The sequence below is a fragment of the Paraburkholderia sp. Cpub6 genome (assembly GCF_014201065.1).
In the GTDB taxonomy this organism is placed as follows: domain Bacteria; phylum Pseudomonadota; class Gammaproteobacteria; order Burkholderiales; family Burkholderiaceae; genus Paraburkholderia; species Paraburkholderia tuberum.
Genome location: NZ_JACHDM010000002.1, coordinates 406,646 through 420,341, shown reverse-complemented (window position 1 = coordinate 420,341; position 13,696 = coordinate 406,646). Strand labels below are relative to the sequence as shown.

Genomic DNA, 13,696 nt, shown 5'->3' with positions numbered 1-13,696 from the left:
CTCGCATCGGCGAGCCGTTTTTCTTCATGCGACTCGACGTGAGCCGCTCATGCGAGGTACTGCGCGAGCTTCGGCAGATCGACATTGCCACCGCTCACCACCACGCCGACGCGCTTGCCCTTCACCGGCACGACGCCGTTCAGCACCGCCGCCGCCGCGAGACAACCAGTCGGTTCGACGACGATCTTCATGCGCTGCGCGAAAAAGCGCATCGTCTCGATCAGTTGTGCATCGCTGACCGTTTCGATTCGCGCGACCAGCCGGCGGATGACCGCGAACGTGTAGTGGCCCAGATGCGTCGAGGCGGCGCCATCGGCAATCGTGCGCGGCGCGTCGATATGAACGATCTCGCCGCGTGCGAGCGACTGCTGGCCGTCGTTGCCCGCCTCGGGCTCGATGCCGATCACCGTGCAGGCCGGGCTCAGCGCGGCCGCCGACAATGCGCTGCCGCTGATCAACCCGCCGCCGCCAAGGCACACGAACAACATGTCGAGCGGGCCGGTTTCGTCGATCAGTTCTTTGACCGCGGTGCCCTGCCCGGCGATCACGTGCGGATGATCGTACGGCGGGATCAGCGTCATGCCGCGCTCTTCGGCAAGCCGGCGGCCGATTTCCTCGCGATTTTCCTTGTAGCGGTCGTAGGTGATCACTTCGCCGCCGTAGCCTTTGGTCGCGGCGACCTTGGCCTCGGGTGCGTCGTGCGGCATCACGATCGTCGCGTGAATGCCGGCGAGGCGCGCCGACAGCGCGATCGCCTGCGCGTGATTGCCCGACGAATAGGTCAGCACGCCCGCCTTGCGCTGCTCCGCGTCGAAATGCGAAATCGCGTTGTACGCGCCGCGGAACTTGAACGCGCCCATGCGCTGGAAGTTTTCGCACTTGAAGAACACCGACGCGCCAGTGCGCTCGTCGAACGTGCTCGATGTCAGAACGGGGGTGCGGTGCGCGACGCCTTCGAGACGCGCGGCGGCGTCGAGGACGTCATCGAAGGTGGGAGCGGGAAGCGCTTGCATCGGCGAAACTCTCCTGGAGCGGTGGCGAAGCAGCCATTCTCCCAGCTTCCTCTATGCTTTGGAACGGCGCTCGCGCGAGCGCGCGACACCGGCCAGGAACGCTGCGGAAAGCAAAAACCAGCGACACAAAAAGAAACGACGTAACCCGGCACAAGCCGGCGTTACGCCGTCGACGTTCCCACGCGCGTCAAGCGCGCCCGCACTTCTTAATGACGATAGTACGAGTGCCCGTAACCGCGATAGTAGCCATGGTAGCCGTGGTAGTAGCCACGATAGTAAGGGCGGCCATAGCCGTAATAGCCTCCGACCACCACCGGAGCCGGTGCGAACACAACCGGCGGCGCGTACACCGGCGGAGGCGGCGGGGCGTAATAGACAGGCGGCGGCGCCGCATAGACCGGATAGGCCGGCGCGATCGGCACCCCAAGGCCGATACCGACGGAAACACCTGCCTCAGCGGCGCCGGCAAGTCCCAAGCCGAGTGCGGCTGCAACGACAAACGGAACGATCTTTTTCACTTCTATTCTCCTAGCGCGGCCTGCAAAGGTCGCCGACTGCGCATGCCTCGCATGCTGTGAAATCAATGTATCTAAAAAGCCCCGGCCGAAATGTTCACATTTGTTGCAAATTGCAAGGGCGAGCCGAAGCGTTTTGCCGAGCGCGGCGCGAGCGCGCCTACGCGCCGCCGCGACCAAAGCGAAATCAGCCGGGAATCAAGGGGTTGCACGCGGGCGACGGGCCGCGCGTCACAGGTCTGATCGAGCGCAGGGTTTTGAGTTCGCGCATCGGTAATCTTTAATTACAAATTCGCTTCAATCCTGACAGCCGAAAGAAAATTCCCAACAAAAAATGCCCGGCTCAATTGCTCGAGGCCGGGCTTTTTCTCATCTGCGAAGACCGCGCGACTAGCCGACCTTCACGTACACGAATTCGCGGGACACGTTGGGCGGCACGTATGCGCCGCTGATCCGCACGCGCGGCGTAAGGCGCTTTTTCTGATCCCACCAGCGACGGCGCTGGGCGCGCGTCAGGAACCGCAAGTGCTTTCGGTAAGAAAAAATACTCATCTCGACCCTCCCGAATTTCTGACTGCGAACGAAGTACGGAAAATACGACCGGCAAACCGGCTCATCGACCACTGTTCCTGTCATGTACGATTGTGAGCAGTTTTCACAACCGTGGGCGTCACGCCGCCCGATGACCGACCGTTGGCACCATATCGCCCGCAAACTCATCCGACGACCGCTGTCGAACCGTGCAAGGGGCCGGATCGCGGCCGCGCTTCGCCGGATGCGAGATACTGCTGTTTTCCCGTTCACACGATCCGTCTGGAGCAGGTGACCATGTCCCAGTCTTCCTTGCCGCGCGTCGGCTTCATCGGCGCGGGGCGGCTCGCGCGTTGTCTCGCGCTCGCGTTTGCGCGCGCCGGCTATCCGGTCACCGCGGTGGCGAGCCGCTCGGCCGATTCCGCGCGCCGGCTCGCCGACCAGATCGCACACTGCGCGGTCACTGACGACCCGCAACAGGCCGTCGACGCCGCCGATATCGTTTTTTTAGCCGTTCCTGACGACAGCATCGGTACGACAGCGCACACACTCCGCTTTGGGGGCGATGCGGCAAGCCACCCCGGCAAAGCGCTCGTGCACTGCAGCGGCGCCTCGCCGGTCGAACTGCTCGCGCCGGCGCGCGATCAGGGCGCGGCGATCGGCGGCTTTCATCCGTTGTATCTATTTAGCGGCGAGCTCGCCGATCTCGAGCGTATCGTCGGCTGCTCGGTGACGATCGAAGCCGACGGCGAACTGAAGGAGACGCTGACCGCGCTCGCGCTCGCGCTGCGCTGCCATCCGCTGTCGATTCCGCCGGGCGGCCGCATGCTGTATCACGCCGCCGCGCACTACGCGGCGAGCTTCGCGCTCTGCAGCCTCGCCGAATGCGTGGCGTTGTGGCGCACGCTCGGCTTCGCCGAAGACGACGCGCTGCGCGCGCTGCTGCCGATGCTCGCCGGCACGATCGAAACCGCGCGCGACAAAGGCCTGCCGAACGCGCTCGCGGGGCCGGTATCGCGCGGCGACACGGGTGTCGTCGAGAAGCAGCTCGCGCTGCTCGAAGGCTTCGGCGGCGACCATGCCGCGCTGTATGGTCTGCTGACGCGCCGCGCCGTCAACCTCGCCCGACGTCGTGCAACGCCGGCCGCGACGATTGAAGCGATCTCCGAAGCTGTGGAAGAATCGCTGGGCCGCTCGCTGAATCAGGCCGCGGCAGGTGCAAGGGTCAAGTAAGCCGTGATAATGTGACGTCCGGCACGCCGGGCGAACCACGCGACGACCCGCGCCGCGCTTCGGGACCAACAGACGAGAACGCACAATGATCAAGGTCAGCATCCTCTACCCGTACCGGGAAAACGGCCGCTTCGACATGGACTACTACTGCGCGACCCATATGCCGCTCGCGGCGAAGCTGTTCGGGCCGGCGCTGAAAGGCTGGTCGGTCGACGCGGGCCTGAACGCCGGGCCGCCCGGCACGCCACCGCCTTACGTGGCCGCGGGACACTTCCTGTTCGATAGCGCGGACGACTTCTATAAAGTGTTCAAGCCCGCGTCCGAGCAACTATTAGCGGATATCCCGAACTACACCGACGGCGGCAACGGCACAATCCTGATCAGCGAGGTCCGGATTTCCGTGTGATGCCGGACAGACAGCCATCGGGAGGCGGCGCGCAATGACGTCGAACCTCCGGTTGGCTAACCGGGTAAATCCAGAAAACCGCCGGCACGCACCGATCGGGCGACGCCGGCAGCCCGCGGCCGGTCAGCGGCCGTCATCAGAAGCATAAGGACACGAGATGTTTGGCGATATCGCCCGTTTTCTGCTCAATACCGTTTTCACGCTGTTTGGCGCTGCGCTGCTGTTGCGCGCGTGGCTGCAGGTTGTGCGCCTGCCGCCGTACAACCCGGTCTCGAACGCCGTGCTGCAGGCGACCAACTGGATCGTGCTGCCGCTGCGACGCATCCTGCCGAGCACGCGCAACATCGACTGGGCGAGCGTGGTCGCGACGCTGATCGCCGCGATCATCTACGTCGTCCTGATGATCGTGCTGACGGGCGCGGATCCGCTGACGCTCGTGCCGACGCTGCTGATCGTCGCGGTGCTCACCGCGATCAAGTGGGCGCTCAATCTGATCATCTGGATGACGATCCTGATGGCGCTGCTGTCGTGGCTCAATCCGCGTTCTCCCGCGATGCCGATTCTGTATCAGCTGACCGCGCCGTTTCTGAATCCGTTGCGTCGCGTGCTGCCGAAATTCGGCGGTATCGATCTGTCGCCGATCCTGCTGTTCGTGATCGTGCAGGTGCTGCAGATGGTCGTCACGCGCGCGGCGGTTCAGCTGACTTATTTTGTGATCTGAGCTGATTGCGCGGGAAAGTTGGGCTCACGCGCGGCGGCCGCTTGAGTCGGCGCGGCTTCTACACGGCTGCTGCGAAACCGCGGCTCTCCCCCGTCCGGAACACCGACACCGTCTGCTTCATCTTGCGCGCCTGCGTCTCGAGCGATTGCGCGGCCGCCGCGGCCTGTTCGACGAGCGCCGCGTTCCGCTGCGTGGTCTCGTCCATCTGCGTGACGGCCTGACCGACCTGGTGAATGCTGCGGTTCTGCTCTTCGGAGGCCGTTGCGATCTCGCTGACGATATCCGACACGCGATGAATCGCGGCCTTGATATCCGCCATCGTCGTGCTGACTTCGGCTGCCTGCTGCGTGCCGCCTTCGATGATCGCGACCGACGTCGTGATCATCTCCTTGATCTCCTTGGCCGCGCTCGCCGAGCGCTGCGCGAGGTTGCGCACCTCGCTCGCGACCACCGCGAAACCGCGCCCCTGCTCGCCCGCGCGCGCGGCCTCGACCGCCGCGTTCAACGCGAGAATATTGGTTTGGAACGCGATGCCCTCGATCACGCCGGTGATCTCCGAGATTTTCGTCGAACTGCCGCTGATATCACCGATGGTGCGCACCATGCCCTCGACGGCAGTGTTGCCGGTGTTGGCGACCTGTGCAGCCTCAGTCGCGAGCGCGCTCGCGTTGCGCGCGTTGTCGCTGTTGCGGGTGACGGTCTGCGTCAATTCCGACATGCTCGCCGCGGTCTGTTCGAGCGAAGCGGCCTGCTCTTCGGTGCGAGCGGACAGATCGATGTTGCCGCTCGCGATCTGCTGCGAAGCGATGCTGACCGACTCGGCGCTTTCGCGAATCGAACCGATCGTCGCCGCGAGACGCTCCTGCATGTGCGCGACCGCGCGCAAGATGCTGCCGTCGTCGGCGGCGCCGGTGTGCAGTCGCTGGCTCAAGTCGCCGCCCGCGATCTGCTCGACGACCTTCGCGACTTCGGCCGGTTCGCCGCCGATCTGCCGCACGACCGCGCGCGTCACCAGCAGCCCCAGGCCGATCGCAACCGCGACGCCGACGACCGCGCAGCTCGCGATCCACCACGTCACCGAGCGAACCATCTCGACGCCGTTCGCGACACGCTGCCTGGCCAACTCATCCCGCACGTCGGACAGCTTGATCATCAGCGTGCGCAGCTTGACGTGCAGCGGGTCGGTGGTCGATTTGAGCTCGGCGAGCGCGCCGGTCTGATCGCCCTGATCGGCCAGCGCCATCACCTTCGCGACCGAACTCATATAGGCCGGATAGGCGGCGTCGAAGTCGCTCAGCAATTGCTTCTGCGCGTCGGTGGTCGCATGCTTGCGCTCGTAGTCGAATGCCGACAGGATCGCCGCTTCACCGCCGTGATTCAGGCGCACCGTATCGGCGCGGCCTGCCGGCTCCGGATTCAGGATGTACGAATAGAGGCGCCGGAAGTGCGAAGCGGCCTGCCACGCGGCGGTGCCGTCGTCGCGCACAGGCACGAATTCGCGGTCGTACATTTCGGTTTGCATCGTCGCGACTTCGCGCACCTTCAGCACACCGACCGTGCCGACGATGGCCGTTACGAACGCGCACAGCATCAACGAGCCGACAAGCTTCTGGCTCAGTTTCAGATTGGAAAGCCACTGCATCTTGGGAAAATCTCTTGATCGGGATGGGAAGCGCCGGGTTCGTGCCGGCTTGCGGGTGCGCAAGCGTACGGTGTTGGGCAGTATCCGGATTAACGGCAGGCGCAGACAAAGTCTGAAGGCTCGCGCCGTTCGAACCGCAGAAGCGAAAAGACAGGTCGGCTGCTCGTGCGCGCGAGCCATACCCCTGCCCAAACGGCCCAAAAGCCTGTAAAATCGCGAGTTCTGCGGGCGTCGTATAATGGTAATACCCTAGCTTCCCAAGCTAGAGCCGTGGGTTCGATTCCCATCGCCCGCTCCACTTTCCCGCTGAGTGTTCAGCGGAATCCAGCAAGAGCCGCCTCCCTGAAGGCGGCTTTTTTGTAGTGGCAACGGCCCGGCACAGCGCGCAAGCCGCGCAGCCCTCACCCTTGCAGCAGCATCGACGATGATCCACGATCCAAACGACTCCGGTCTCCCGGACGACGCCCCGCCCCCCACGAGCGCAGCCGACCAGCCCGCCGGCAACGAGACGAACGACCTCGACGGCACGCCGGGTGCAACGCCGGCAGACACGCTTCATCACCGCCGCATCCGCAGCTTCGTCACGCGCGCGGGTCGCGTGTCGACCGGCCAGCGCCGCGCGCTCGATGAGTTCGGCCCGCGCTTCGTCGTGCCGTATGCACCACAACAACCCGACTGGACCGGCGTGTTCGGCCGCGAAGCGCCGCGCGTGCTGGAGATCGGCTTCGGCATGGGCGCCACCACCGCGGAGATCGCCGCGCAGCGTCCCGACGACGACTTCCTGGGCATCGAAGTCCACGAGCCCGGCGTCGGCGCGTTGCTGAAGCTGATCGGCGAGCAGTCGCTGACGAACATCCGCATCATCCAGCACGACGCGGTCGAAGTGCTCCAGCACATGATCGCGCCCGACAGCCTCGACGGCGTGCACATCTTTTTCCCCGACCCGTGGCACAAGGCGCGCCATCACAAGCGCCGGCTGATCCAGCCGAAGTTCGTCGCGCTGCTCGTGTCGCGTCTGAAGCCGGATGCGTATCTGCATTGCGCGACCGACTGGCAGAACTACGCTGAACAGATGCTCGAAGTGCTCGGCGCCGATCCGCTGCTCGAAAACACCGCCGACACCTACGCGCCGCGGCCCGACTATCGTCCGGTGACGAAGTTCGAACGGCGTGGCCTGCGGCTCGGCCACGGCGTGTGGGACCTCGTGTTCCGCAAGCGCGGCGCCGCGTAACGCGACGAGACGGCAAGCCAACGAAAAAAGGTCCGCACATACGCGGAATTTTTTTCATCGCACGGCAAATCTCAATCGGCCCAGCTCAACCCGCCGCTATAACCGATCAGCAGGATCAGCAGGCCAAAGCCGATCCGATACCACGCGAACACCGTGAAGTCGTGCGACGCGACATAGCGCAGCAGCCAGCGGATGCAGACGAACGCACTGACGAACGCGGCCGCGAAGCCGAGCGCGAAGCTGCCGAGCGCGTCGGTGGTGAGCAGGTGCCAGTCCTTGTACAGCTCATAGGCCGTCGCGCCGAAGATGATCGGAATCGCGAGAAAGAATGAAAACTCGGTCGCGGCGCGGCGCTCGATGCCGAACAGCATGCCGCCGATGATCGTCGAGCCCGAGCGCGAGGTCCCCGGAATCAGCGCGAAGCACTGTGCGAGGCCGACTTTCAACGCATCGAGCGGGCTCAGATCGTCGATGCTGCGCACCCGCACCGCCGCGTCGCCGCGCGCGCGCTGACGCGCCTCCGCCCACAGGATCACGACGCCGCCCGCGACCAGCGCAAACGCGACCGGCACCGGTGAAAACAGCGCCTCCTTGATCGACTTCTCGAACAGCAGGCCGAGCACGACTGCCGGAATCGTCGCAATGATCACGTTCAGCGCGAAGCGGCGCGCCTCGGGCCGGCTCGGCAGCCCCACGATCACGTCGCCGAGGCGCCGGCGAAACTCCCAGCACACGGCGAGAATCGCGCCGAGCTGGATCACGACATCGAAGGTCTTCGCGTGCTCGTCGGAGAAATCCAGCAGACTGCCGACGACGATCAGATGCCCGGTGCTCGACACCGGCAAGAACTCCGTCAAACCCTCGACCACGCCGAGAATCAGCGCCTTGCAAGCCAGTAACCAGTCCATCCGTGCCCCTTATCGCGGTAGGTTGTCGCAACGAAATGGGCCCGCACGGTCATGACTGGCATGCGCGGCCCACGTGGCCGCGCGTGCCAGTCATCTTTCGACGATCTGCACGCGTATGCCGTTTGTAAGGATCGTGATTGTACCGGGTTCGTAGTTGACGCCGGCAAATTGCAGTTGCTCGGGCTTGAACGTGTAGATCGGATAGTTGGTCAGCAATTGGGTCGCGAGCAGCGCCGCGGCCGCGTTGATCTGCTGCGTGTACATCTGCGCCTCGCCGCTCACGCTGACGTTGTCGACACTCGGCGACTTGAGGATCACCGAACGGCTCGCCCCGTCGTATGCAAGTTCACTCGACAGCGTGAACACGCCATCGACCGGCTGCTGCAGGAACGGACTCGCGAAACGCGCGTCGAGCTTCACCTGCACGCGGTTCGCATCGGGCAGCATGCCCACCACCGGATTGCTCAGCGCGACATCGAACACCTGCGACACCGTGCGCTGATACGGGAACTTGCGCTGCACGGCCTCCTGCACCTGCTTCTGCGAGAACGTGTAGTGCGACGGCATGAACGGAAACGTCGGGCTCGCGCAAGCCGCGAGCGACACAGTGATGCCAAGCGCGCTGCAGCCGGTCAGCGCAGCGCGCAGAAAGCGGCGCCGGGCCGGCGCTGCGGGTCGAGTCATGCGAAATCTCCTGTGGAAGCCCTTGCGGACATCGGCTTGCGTTGACGGGGGTGGTCAGCGACGGCGTTTACCGCATGCCGCGCGTCATGGATGGGATGCCGGTTGTGTTTGCGCCTCGAGTTGCGTGAGCCACGCGAGCGCTTCGCCGCGATTCGCGCCGCACATCTCGAGTTGCGGCTGCAGACCCGAGCAGCATGCGGGCCGCTCCGGCCGGCCGAAGATCGCGCAGCGCAGATCGTCGCCGAGTTGCACGCAGCGCACGCCCGCCGGCTTGCCGTTCGGCATTCCCGGAATCGGGCTCGAAATCGACGGCGCGATACAGCACGCGCCGCAATCGGGACGGCACGCGTGAGCGTCCACCCGTGCACTGTTCAACCTTTGATCCACGTCATCTTTCCTGAACTCAAACCTTGGCAACGTGTTGCCAGACCCGCATTGTGCCACTGCCTGTCCGTGCGACCCTTTTACACAATCGGGTCCCGTGGGCACGCACGTAAACTCGAAGCTGCTGACTGACCATGACACGCGGCACGCTGCGAGAGCCGCCCACCGTCCGACACCGCTCATGCCCCAAACCGACACCCTGTTCCGCCCCGACCTGCTCGCGCGCTACAGCGCGAACGGTCCCCGGTATACGTCCTATCCGACCGCGCCGCAATTCCGCGAATCGTTCGACACCGCCGACTATCACCGCGCCGCCGCCGACCCGGGTGCCGCGTCGACCGATCTGTCTCTGTACTTCCACATTCCGTTTTGCGACACCGTGTGCTTCTACTGCGGCTGCAACAAGGTCGTGACGAGAAATCGCGCGCATGCGCGCCCGTACCTTGAGCGGCTCAAACGCGAAATCGGTTTGCAGGCCGCGTGTTTCGATACGCAGCGGCCCGTCTCGCAATTGCATTGGGGCGGCGGCACGCCGACGTTTTTGTCGCATGACGAGATGGCCGAGCTGATGGCCGCGACGCGCGAGCACTTCAAACTTCTGCCCGACGATCGAGCCGAATATTCGATCGAGGTCGATCCGCGCGAGGCGTCGCCCGACACGGTCGCGCTTCTGCGCCGCCTCGGCTTCAACCGGCTGAGCCTGGGCGTGCAGGACTTCGATCCGCGCGTGCAGCAGGCTATCAATCGCATCCAGCCGTTCGAGATGACCGCATCGGTGATGCAGGCGGCGCGCACGTACGGTTTTCATTCGATCGGTGTCGATCTGATTTACGGGCTGCCGCATCAAACCGTCGCGAGCTTCAGCCGCACGCTCGACACGATGCTCGAACTGGCGCCGGACCGGCTGTCGGTGTTCGCGTATGCGCACATGCCGCAGCTCTTCAAGATGCAGCGCCAGATGGATCCCGCGACGCTGCCGTCGAGCGAGGAGCGGCTGGCTCTGCTGCAACGGGTCGTCGAACGGCTGACTGAAGCGGGTTATGTGTACATCGGCATGGATCACTTCGCGCTGCCCACCGACGAGCTCGCTCGCGCGCAGGCGCAGCGCACGCTGCATCGCAATTTCCAGGGCTATAGCACGCGGGCCGAGTGCGATCTGATCGGTTTTGGCGCCTCGTCGATCGGCAAGGTCGGCGACGTGTACGCGCAGAACGCGCGAGAGCTGCCCGCTTACACCGACTCGATCGATGCGGGCCGGCTCGCGATCGCGCGCGGCATCCGCCTGTCCGCCGACGACCGTCTGCGGCGCGACGTGATCACGCAGCTGATGTGCAACCTCGAACTGCGCTTCGACGAATTCGAAGCGGCGTACGGCATCCACTTCGCCGACACGTTCGCGCCGGAACTCGCGCGCCTGCGTTCGTTCGAGGACGACGGGCTGATCTCGCTCGGCGCACGCAAGCTCGAAGTGCAAATGGCCGGCCGCATGCTCGTGCGCAATCTCGCGATGGTATTTGACCGCTATCTGGGCGAGCAGACGCTCACACGATTCTCGCGCACGGTCTGAGCACCGCTCGCCGCGAACGCGCTGTGGCGGGTGAAGGCAATCGACTTGCCCGTCTACCGATTTTCGGCCATAATCTGCGTCTTCCTCGCGCGCTGAACTCCCGATGCGCGCGCTGCAGTATCTGCCCAGGTGGTGAAATTGGTAGACGCAGGGGACTCAAAATCCCCCGCCGCAAGGCGTGCCGGTTCGATTCCGGCCCTGGGCACCAAACACTCTTCAACCGGTTTCAACGGTTGACCACGAAGCCCCGACAGCTAGCGCTGAGCGGGGCTTTTGTTTGCTATGGTCTCCAAGGGTTCACCAGCGATTACAACCCCCACCAGGGGGTCGTTTCGGGGGTTGCCACGATTCAAGCGCCCGTCGGATGGAAAACGCCCCCAGCAGCGGCGCGACAACCGGAGACGCAAACATGGCGCTGACCGATGTCACGATCCGTAACACGAAGCCGGGTGAAAAACAGCAGAAGCTGTACGACGGTGGCGGCCTGCTGCTTGTCACGCCAACAGGCAGCAAGCGATGGATGTTCAAGTACCGTTTTGCCGGAAAGGAAAAGAGCCTCGCACTTGGCGTCTATCCAGACGTGCCGCTTGCCGATGCCCGCAAGCGTCGGGACGACGCCTGCGAAAAACTGGCAGCAAACATTGATCCGGGGGAAGCCAAAAAGGCCGGGAAACGCGCCGCCCGCCTTGCTGCTGCCAATTCATTCGAAGCCGTTGCGCTCGCCTGGATGGAAGAGCGCGGTCAGTCCGTTGAAAGCGGGCAGTGTGAAAAAACGCTTGCGCGTTTCAGGAATGACGCGTTTCCTTGGCTTGGCAAGCGACCCATCGCGGAAATTGACGCACCCGAGATTCTGGCGGTCCTTAAACGCGTGGATAGCCGGGGCGCTCGCTTTACGGCTCACCGTCTGCGCAGCGAAACAAGCCGCGTGTTCCGTTTCGCGATCAAGGAGGGCTATTGCAAAACCGATCCGGCACGCGATCTGGTTGGCGCAATACCGCCTGCACAGACAACGCATTTCGCCTCGATCACCGAGCCCGCCAAGGTCGCGGAGATGTCGCGGGCCGTCGATGCCTTTTCCGACACGTTCCCGGTTTTGTGTGCGCTCAACCGCACAAAATTCATTCGCGAGCGCCGCGAGATGATGCAGGAGTGGGCCGATTACCTTGACCGGATCAAGGCCGGGGCCGAAGTCATTCCGATCAAAGGCGGGACGGTCGCCTGACTACCTCAGCGTGACAACCATTTGGAACAGCGCCGCCCGATGATGGAAGCGTGGGCCGTGCATGTTTGCGGCATAGAGGATTAGTTCAGAAGTGCGGCCCATAACACTTGCGCTGTGCCTTACAAGCTCGCACAAAAAAGCCGACTCGCGAGGATCGGCTTGTGCATTCGAGCGAGGCTCTATCGATATTCATCAATCTCAACCGTGCCGCCCATGGCTTCCATCATGGTGCGAATATCGTCGGGCACATCAGGCACGCGGTCGCCGCTCTCGTTGTCCCAATAACAGAAGAAACGCATCTGTGCGCCCTTGTCTGCGAGTAGCTGGCGCAAGTCGTCTCGCGGCAAATTCAGGCGATCAATAAGATAGCGGAGATGCGGTTCCAGCGAGTCGCTATGAACGGCGGCTTTGCTTCTCACCCCCCACACGCCGGTACGCCCCGGCATGCTGCTCAATCGCCCCGACGGAGTCATAAACCGCTTCCCCTTGACTATCGCCGTGTCGGGCGGAACGCCGAAATATCTGGTCCAAACCTCGGGATCTAAATCATCCCCGGCTATTGAAAATGATGCATGTGCGAGTTGATGTGCGTTCATCGTATGAAGATCAGTTTGCATAGTCGTGCATATTGCCGATGATGTTTTTTCTAAATTCAACGTCCCCACTATCGTGCCAAATGACATTGTCATCGCCTCGCAGCTTGAGGTCATATTTCATCGCATGGACCATGTCGCCAAACGTGTCGCGGTCATACCCCAGCATCTTCGCCGCGTAGTTTGGATTGTTCGTGCTCGCGGCGAGTTCAACGACATCGCCGCTCAACGCATCAGGCACATACTCAAACGGCTGCGCGTCGCCGAGCAGCGTTGATGCGCCTCTATCGCCAGCCCTGACTGCGCGCGCAGCGTTCAGCCGCGTTTGCAAGGTAGCCGGATCATACTGGACAGACAGCACAGGTTCGCCGTCCGGGCGATTACCGGCCCTCGCTGCGATATCCCTCAACGGCGTGCTGCTGTAGGGTGACGGAAACAGGCTATCGCGAGGGCCTTTAATGGCAAGCAGGGCACCGCGGCGCACCTCTTCGAGAAGCGCAAGGATGACCCACCAGCCATCGGTGTCAGGGTTCCGGTCCCGTACATCATGAAAAAACAGCCAGTGACCGCCAATGAGATTCCTGACCAGTTTCCGGTCCTCCTCCCACTTCCCGTGATTCAGTTGGGCAATGTCAAGAAATTCCCGGGTCTCCGCACTGGCCCTCTGAAGGTCTGCGGCCTTGCCGAGACACGCTTTATAGTGCCATTCGTCGCAGATGACATAACAGGCACCCGGTGGCCGCTGGCAGAACAGCTCCACGGAGTGCATTTCAAATACGGACAGGGACATAGGTGTGTCGATGGTCTATCTGAAGTCGCTGCCGGGGTTGACAGCAGTCAGATAATTACCGTGCGACAGGCAGTCCGTACATGGGCGACAGCCCAAAATCTCCACGGCTCTCGATGAAACGGAAATAAGCGCCAGCAGGAACATTGCGGTTTTTCGCGCCCGTAGCGCGGATGCTCGCGGGCAGCGACCGTACCGCTGGTCTATGACCTTTCCAGCCGCTGGCGGCACTCGCGCAGCAGATCGTTCGCCCGAAGCC

14 protein-coding genes, 2 tRNA genes and 1 pseudogene are annotated in these 13,696 nt (G+C 63.4%); 8 read left to right on the top strand and 9 right to left on the bottom strand.

The annotated features are described in order from the left end of the window. Nucleotides 1-47: 47 nt before the first annotated feature. The 3 genes from HDG33_RS06700 to HDG33_RS06690 form a co-directional block, all read right to left on the bottom strand. Nucleotides 48-1,013, bottom strand: a complete 966-nt coding sequence (locus HDG33_RS06700) for a threo-3-hydroxy-L-aspartate ammonia-lyase (protein ID WP_184023231.1) — start codon at nt 1,011-1,013, stop codon at nt 48-50. A 206-nt stretch (nt 1,014-1,219) separates the two neighbouring features. Then, a complete protein-coding gene (locus HDG33_RS06695; RefSeq protein ID WP_184023229.1) occupies nt 1,220-1,531 on the bottom strand; it encodes a hypothetical protein in 312 nt (103 codons plus the stop codon). A 387-nt stretch (nt 1,532-1,918) separates the two neighbouring features. Then, a complete protein-coding gene (locus HDG33_RS06690) occupies nt 1,919-2,080 on the bottom strand; it encodes a hypothetical protein (protein ID WP_167368604.1) in 162 nt (53 codons plus the stop codon). Nucleotides 2,081-2,356: 276 nt separating this feature from the next. On the opposite strand from HDG33_RS06690, the gene HDG33_RS06685 reads away from it, so the two are divergent. The 3 genes from HDG33_RS06685 (at nt 2,357) to HDG33_RS06675 (ending at nt 4,419) form a co-directional block, all read left to right on the top strand. Next, nucleotides 2,357-3,292, top strand: a complete 936-nt coding sequence (locus tag HDG33_RS06685) for a Rossmann-like and DUF2520 domain-containing protein (RefSeq protein WP_184023227.1) — start codon at nt 2,357-2,359, stop codon at nt 3,290-3,292. Between the two features lie 85 nt (nt 3,293-3,377). Beyond that, the gene (locus HDG33_RS06680; protein WP_090801500.1) at nt 3,378-3,698 is read left to right on the top strand and encodes an EthD family reductase; all 321 of its coding nucleotides are present in this window, start codon (nt 3,378-3,380) and stop codon (nt 3,696-3,698) included. A 157-nt stretch (nt 3,699-3,855) separates the two neighbouring features. Continuing rightward, a complete protein-coding gene (locus tag HDG33_RS06675; protein ID WP_018421532.1) occupies nt 3,856-4,419 on the top strand; it encodes a YggT family protein in 564 nt (187 codons plus the stop codon). Between the two features lie 58 nt (nt 4,420-4,477). Here HDG33_RS06675 and HDG33_RS06670 read toward each other — a convergent pair whose 3' ends face one another. Beyond that, nucleotides 4,478-6,061: a methyl-accepting chemotaxis protein gene (locus HDG33_RS06670; RefSeq protein WP_184023225.1), complete on the bottom strand. Its 1,584-nt coding sequence runs from the start codon at nt 6,059-6,061 to the stop codon at nt 4,478-4,480. Between the two features lie 224 nt (nt 6,062-6,285). Here HDG33_RS06670 and HDG33_RS06665 point away from each other — a divergent pair. Further along, nucleotides 6,286-6,359, top strand: a tRNA-Gly gene (locus tag HDG33_RS06665). Nucleotides 6,360-6,485: 126 nt separating this feature from the next. Continuing rightward, on the top strand, nt 6,486-7,292 hold the full coding sequence (trmB, locus tag HDG33_RS06660) for a tRNA (guanosine(46)-N7)-methyltransferase TrmB (protein WP_184023223.1): 807 nt from the start codon (nt 6,486-6,488) through the stop codon (nt 7,290-7,292). Between the two features lie 71 nt (nt 7,293-7,363). Here trmB and HDG33_RS06655 read toward each other — a convergent pair whose 3' ends face one another. The 3 genes from HDG33_RS06655 to HDG33_RS06645 all read right to left on the bottom strand — a co-directional run bounded on the left by HDG33_RS06655 (nt 7,364) and on the right by HDG33_RS06645 (nt 9,271). After that, nucleotides 7,364-8,200 (bottom strand): undecaprenyl-diphosphate phosphatase, encoded by an 837-nt coding sequence (locus tag HDG33_RS06655; protein WP_184023221.1) that lies wholly within the window; start codon nt 8,198-8,200, stop codon nt 7,364-7,366. A 90-nt stretch (nt 8,201-8,290) separates the two neighbouring features. Then, nucleotides 8,291-8,884 (bottom strand): DUF1439 domain-containing protein, encoded by a 594-nt coding sequence (locus tag HDG33_RS06650; RefSeq protein WP_184023219.1) that lies wholly within the window; start codon nt 8,882-8,884, stop codon nt 8,291-8,293. A gap of 84 nt (nt 8,885-8,968) precedes the next feature. Next, entirely contained in the window at nt 8,969-9,271 is a 303-nt protein-coding gene (locus HDG33_RS06645; protein ID WP_184023217.1) for a YkgJ family cysteine cluster protein, read from the bottom strand. A gap of 178 nt (nt 9,272-9,449) precedes the next feature. Here HDG33_RS06645 and hemN point away from each other — a divergent pair, with 178 nt between their 5' ends. The 3 genes and pseudogenes from hemN to HDG33_RS06630 all read left to right on the top strand — a co-directional run. Then, nucleotides 9,450-10,835: an oxygen-independent coproporphyrinogen III oxidase gene (hemN, locus tag HDG33_RS06640; RefSeq protein WP_184023215.1), complete on the top strand. Its 1,386-nt coding sequence runs from the start codon at nt 9,450-9,452 to the stop codon at nt 10,833-10,835. A gap of 123 nt (nt 10,836-10,958) precedes the next feature. After that, nucleotides 10,959-11,043, top strand: a tRNA-Leu gene (locus HDG33_RS06635). A gap of 201 nt (nt 11,044-11,244) precedes the next feature. After that, a pseudogene (locus tag HDG33_RS06630) lies at nt 11,245-11,997 on the top strand (tyrosine-type recombinase/integrase); the annotation flags it as partial. Nucleotides 11,998-12,236: 239 nt separating this feature from the next. Here HDG33_RS06630 and HDG33_RS06625 read toward each other — a convergent pair. Continuing rightward, nucleotides 12,237-12,653, bottom strand: a complete 417-nt coding sequence (locus HDG33_RS06625; RefSeq protein ID WP_184023210.1) for a DUF4279 domain-containing protein — start codon at nt 12,651-12,653, stop codon at nt 12,237-12,239. Between the two features lie 10 nt (nt 12,654-12,663). Next, nucleotides 12,664-13,440, bottom strand: a complete 777-nt coding sequence (locus HDG33_RS06620; RefSeq protein ID WP_184023206.1) for a hypothetical protein — start codon at nt 13,438-13,440, stop codon at nt 12,664-12,666. Nucleotides 13,441-13,696: the final 256 nt, after the last annotated feature.

Coding starts and splice junctions, on each gene's coding strand:
- HDG33_RS06700 (WP_184023231.1), bottom strand. CDS start 1,013: ATGCAAGCGCTTCCCGCTCCCACCTTCGATGACGTCCTCGACGCCGCC.
- HDG33_RS06690 (WP_167368604.1), bottom strand. CDS start 2,080: ATGAGTATTTTTTCTTACCGAAAGCACTTGCGGTTCCTGACGCGCGCC.
- HDG33_RS06685 (WP_184023227.1), top strand. CDS start 2,357: ATGTCCCAGTCTTCCTTGCCGCGCGTCGGCTTCATCGGCGCGGGGCGG.
- HDG33_RS06680 (WP_090801500.1), top strand. CDS start 3,378: ATGATCAAGGTCAGCATCCTCTACCCGTACCGGGAAAACGGCCGCTTC.
- HDG33_RS06675 (WP_018421532.1), top strand. CDS start 3,856: ATGTTTGGCGATATCGCCCGTTTTCTGCTCAATACCGTTTTCACGCTG.
- HDG33_RS06670 (WP_184023225.1), bottom strand. CDS start 6,061: ATGCAGTGGCTTTCCAATCTGAAACTGAGCCAGAAGCTTGTCGGCTCG.
- trmB (WP_184023223.1), top strand. CDS start 6,486: ATGATCCACGATCCAAACGACTCCGGTCTCCCGGACGACGCCCCGCCC.
- HDG33_RS06655 (WP_184023221.1), bottom strand. CDS start 8,200: ATGGACTGGTTACTGGCTTGCAAGGCGCTGATTCTCGGCGTGGTCGAG.
- HDG33_RS06650 (WP_184023219.1), bottom strand. CDS start 8,884: ATGACTCGACCCGCAGCGCCGGCCCGGCGCCGCTTTCTGCGCGCTGCG.
- hemN (WP_184023215.1), top strand. CDS start 9,450: ATGCCCCAAACCGACACCCTGTTCCGCCCCGACCTGCTCGCGCGCTAC.
- HDG33_RS06625 (WP_184023210.1), bottom strand. CDS start 12,653: ATGAACGCACATCAACTCGCACATGCATCATTTTCAATAGCCGGGGAT.
- HDG33_RS06620 (WP_184023206.1), bottom strand. CDS start 13,440: ATGTCCCTGTCCGTATTTGAAATGCACTCCGTGGAGCTGTTCTGCCAG.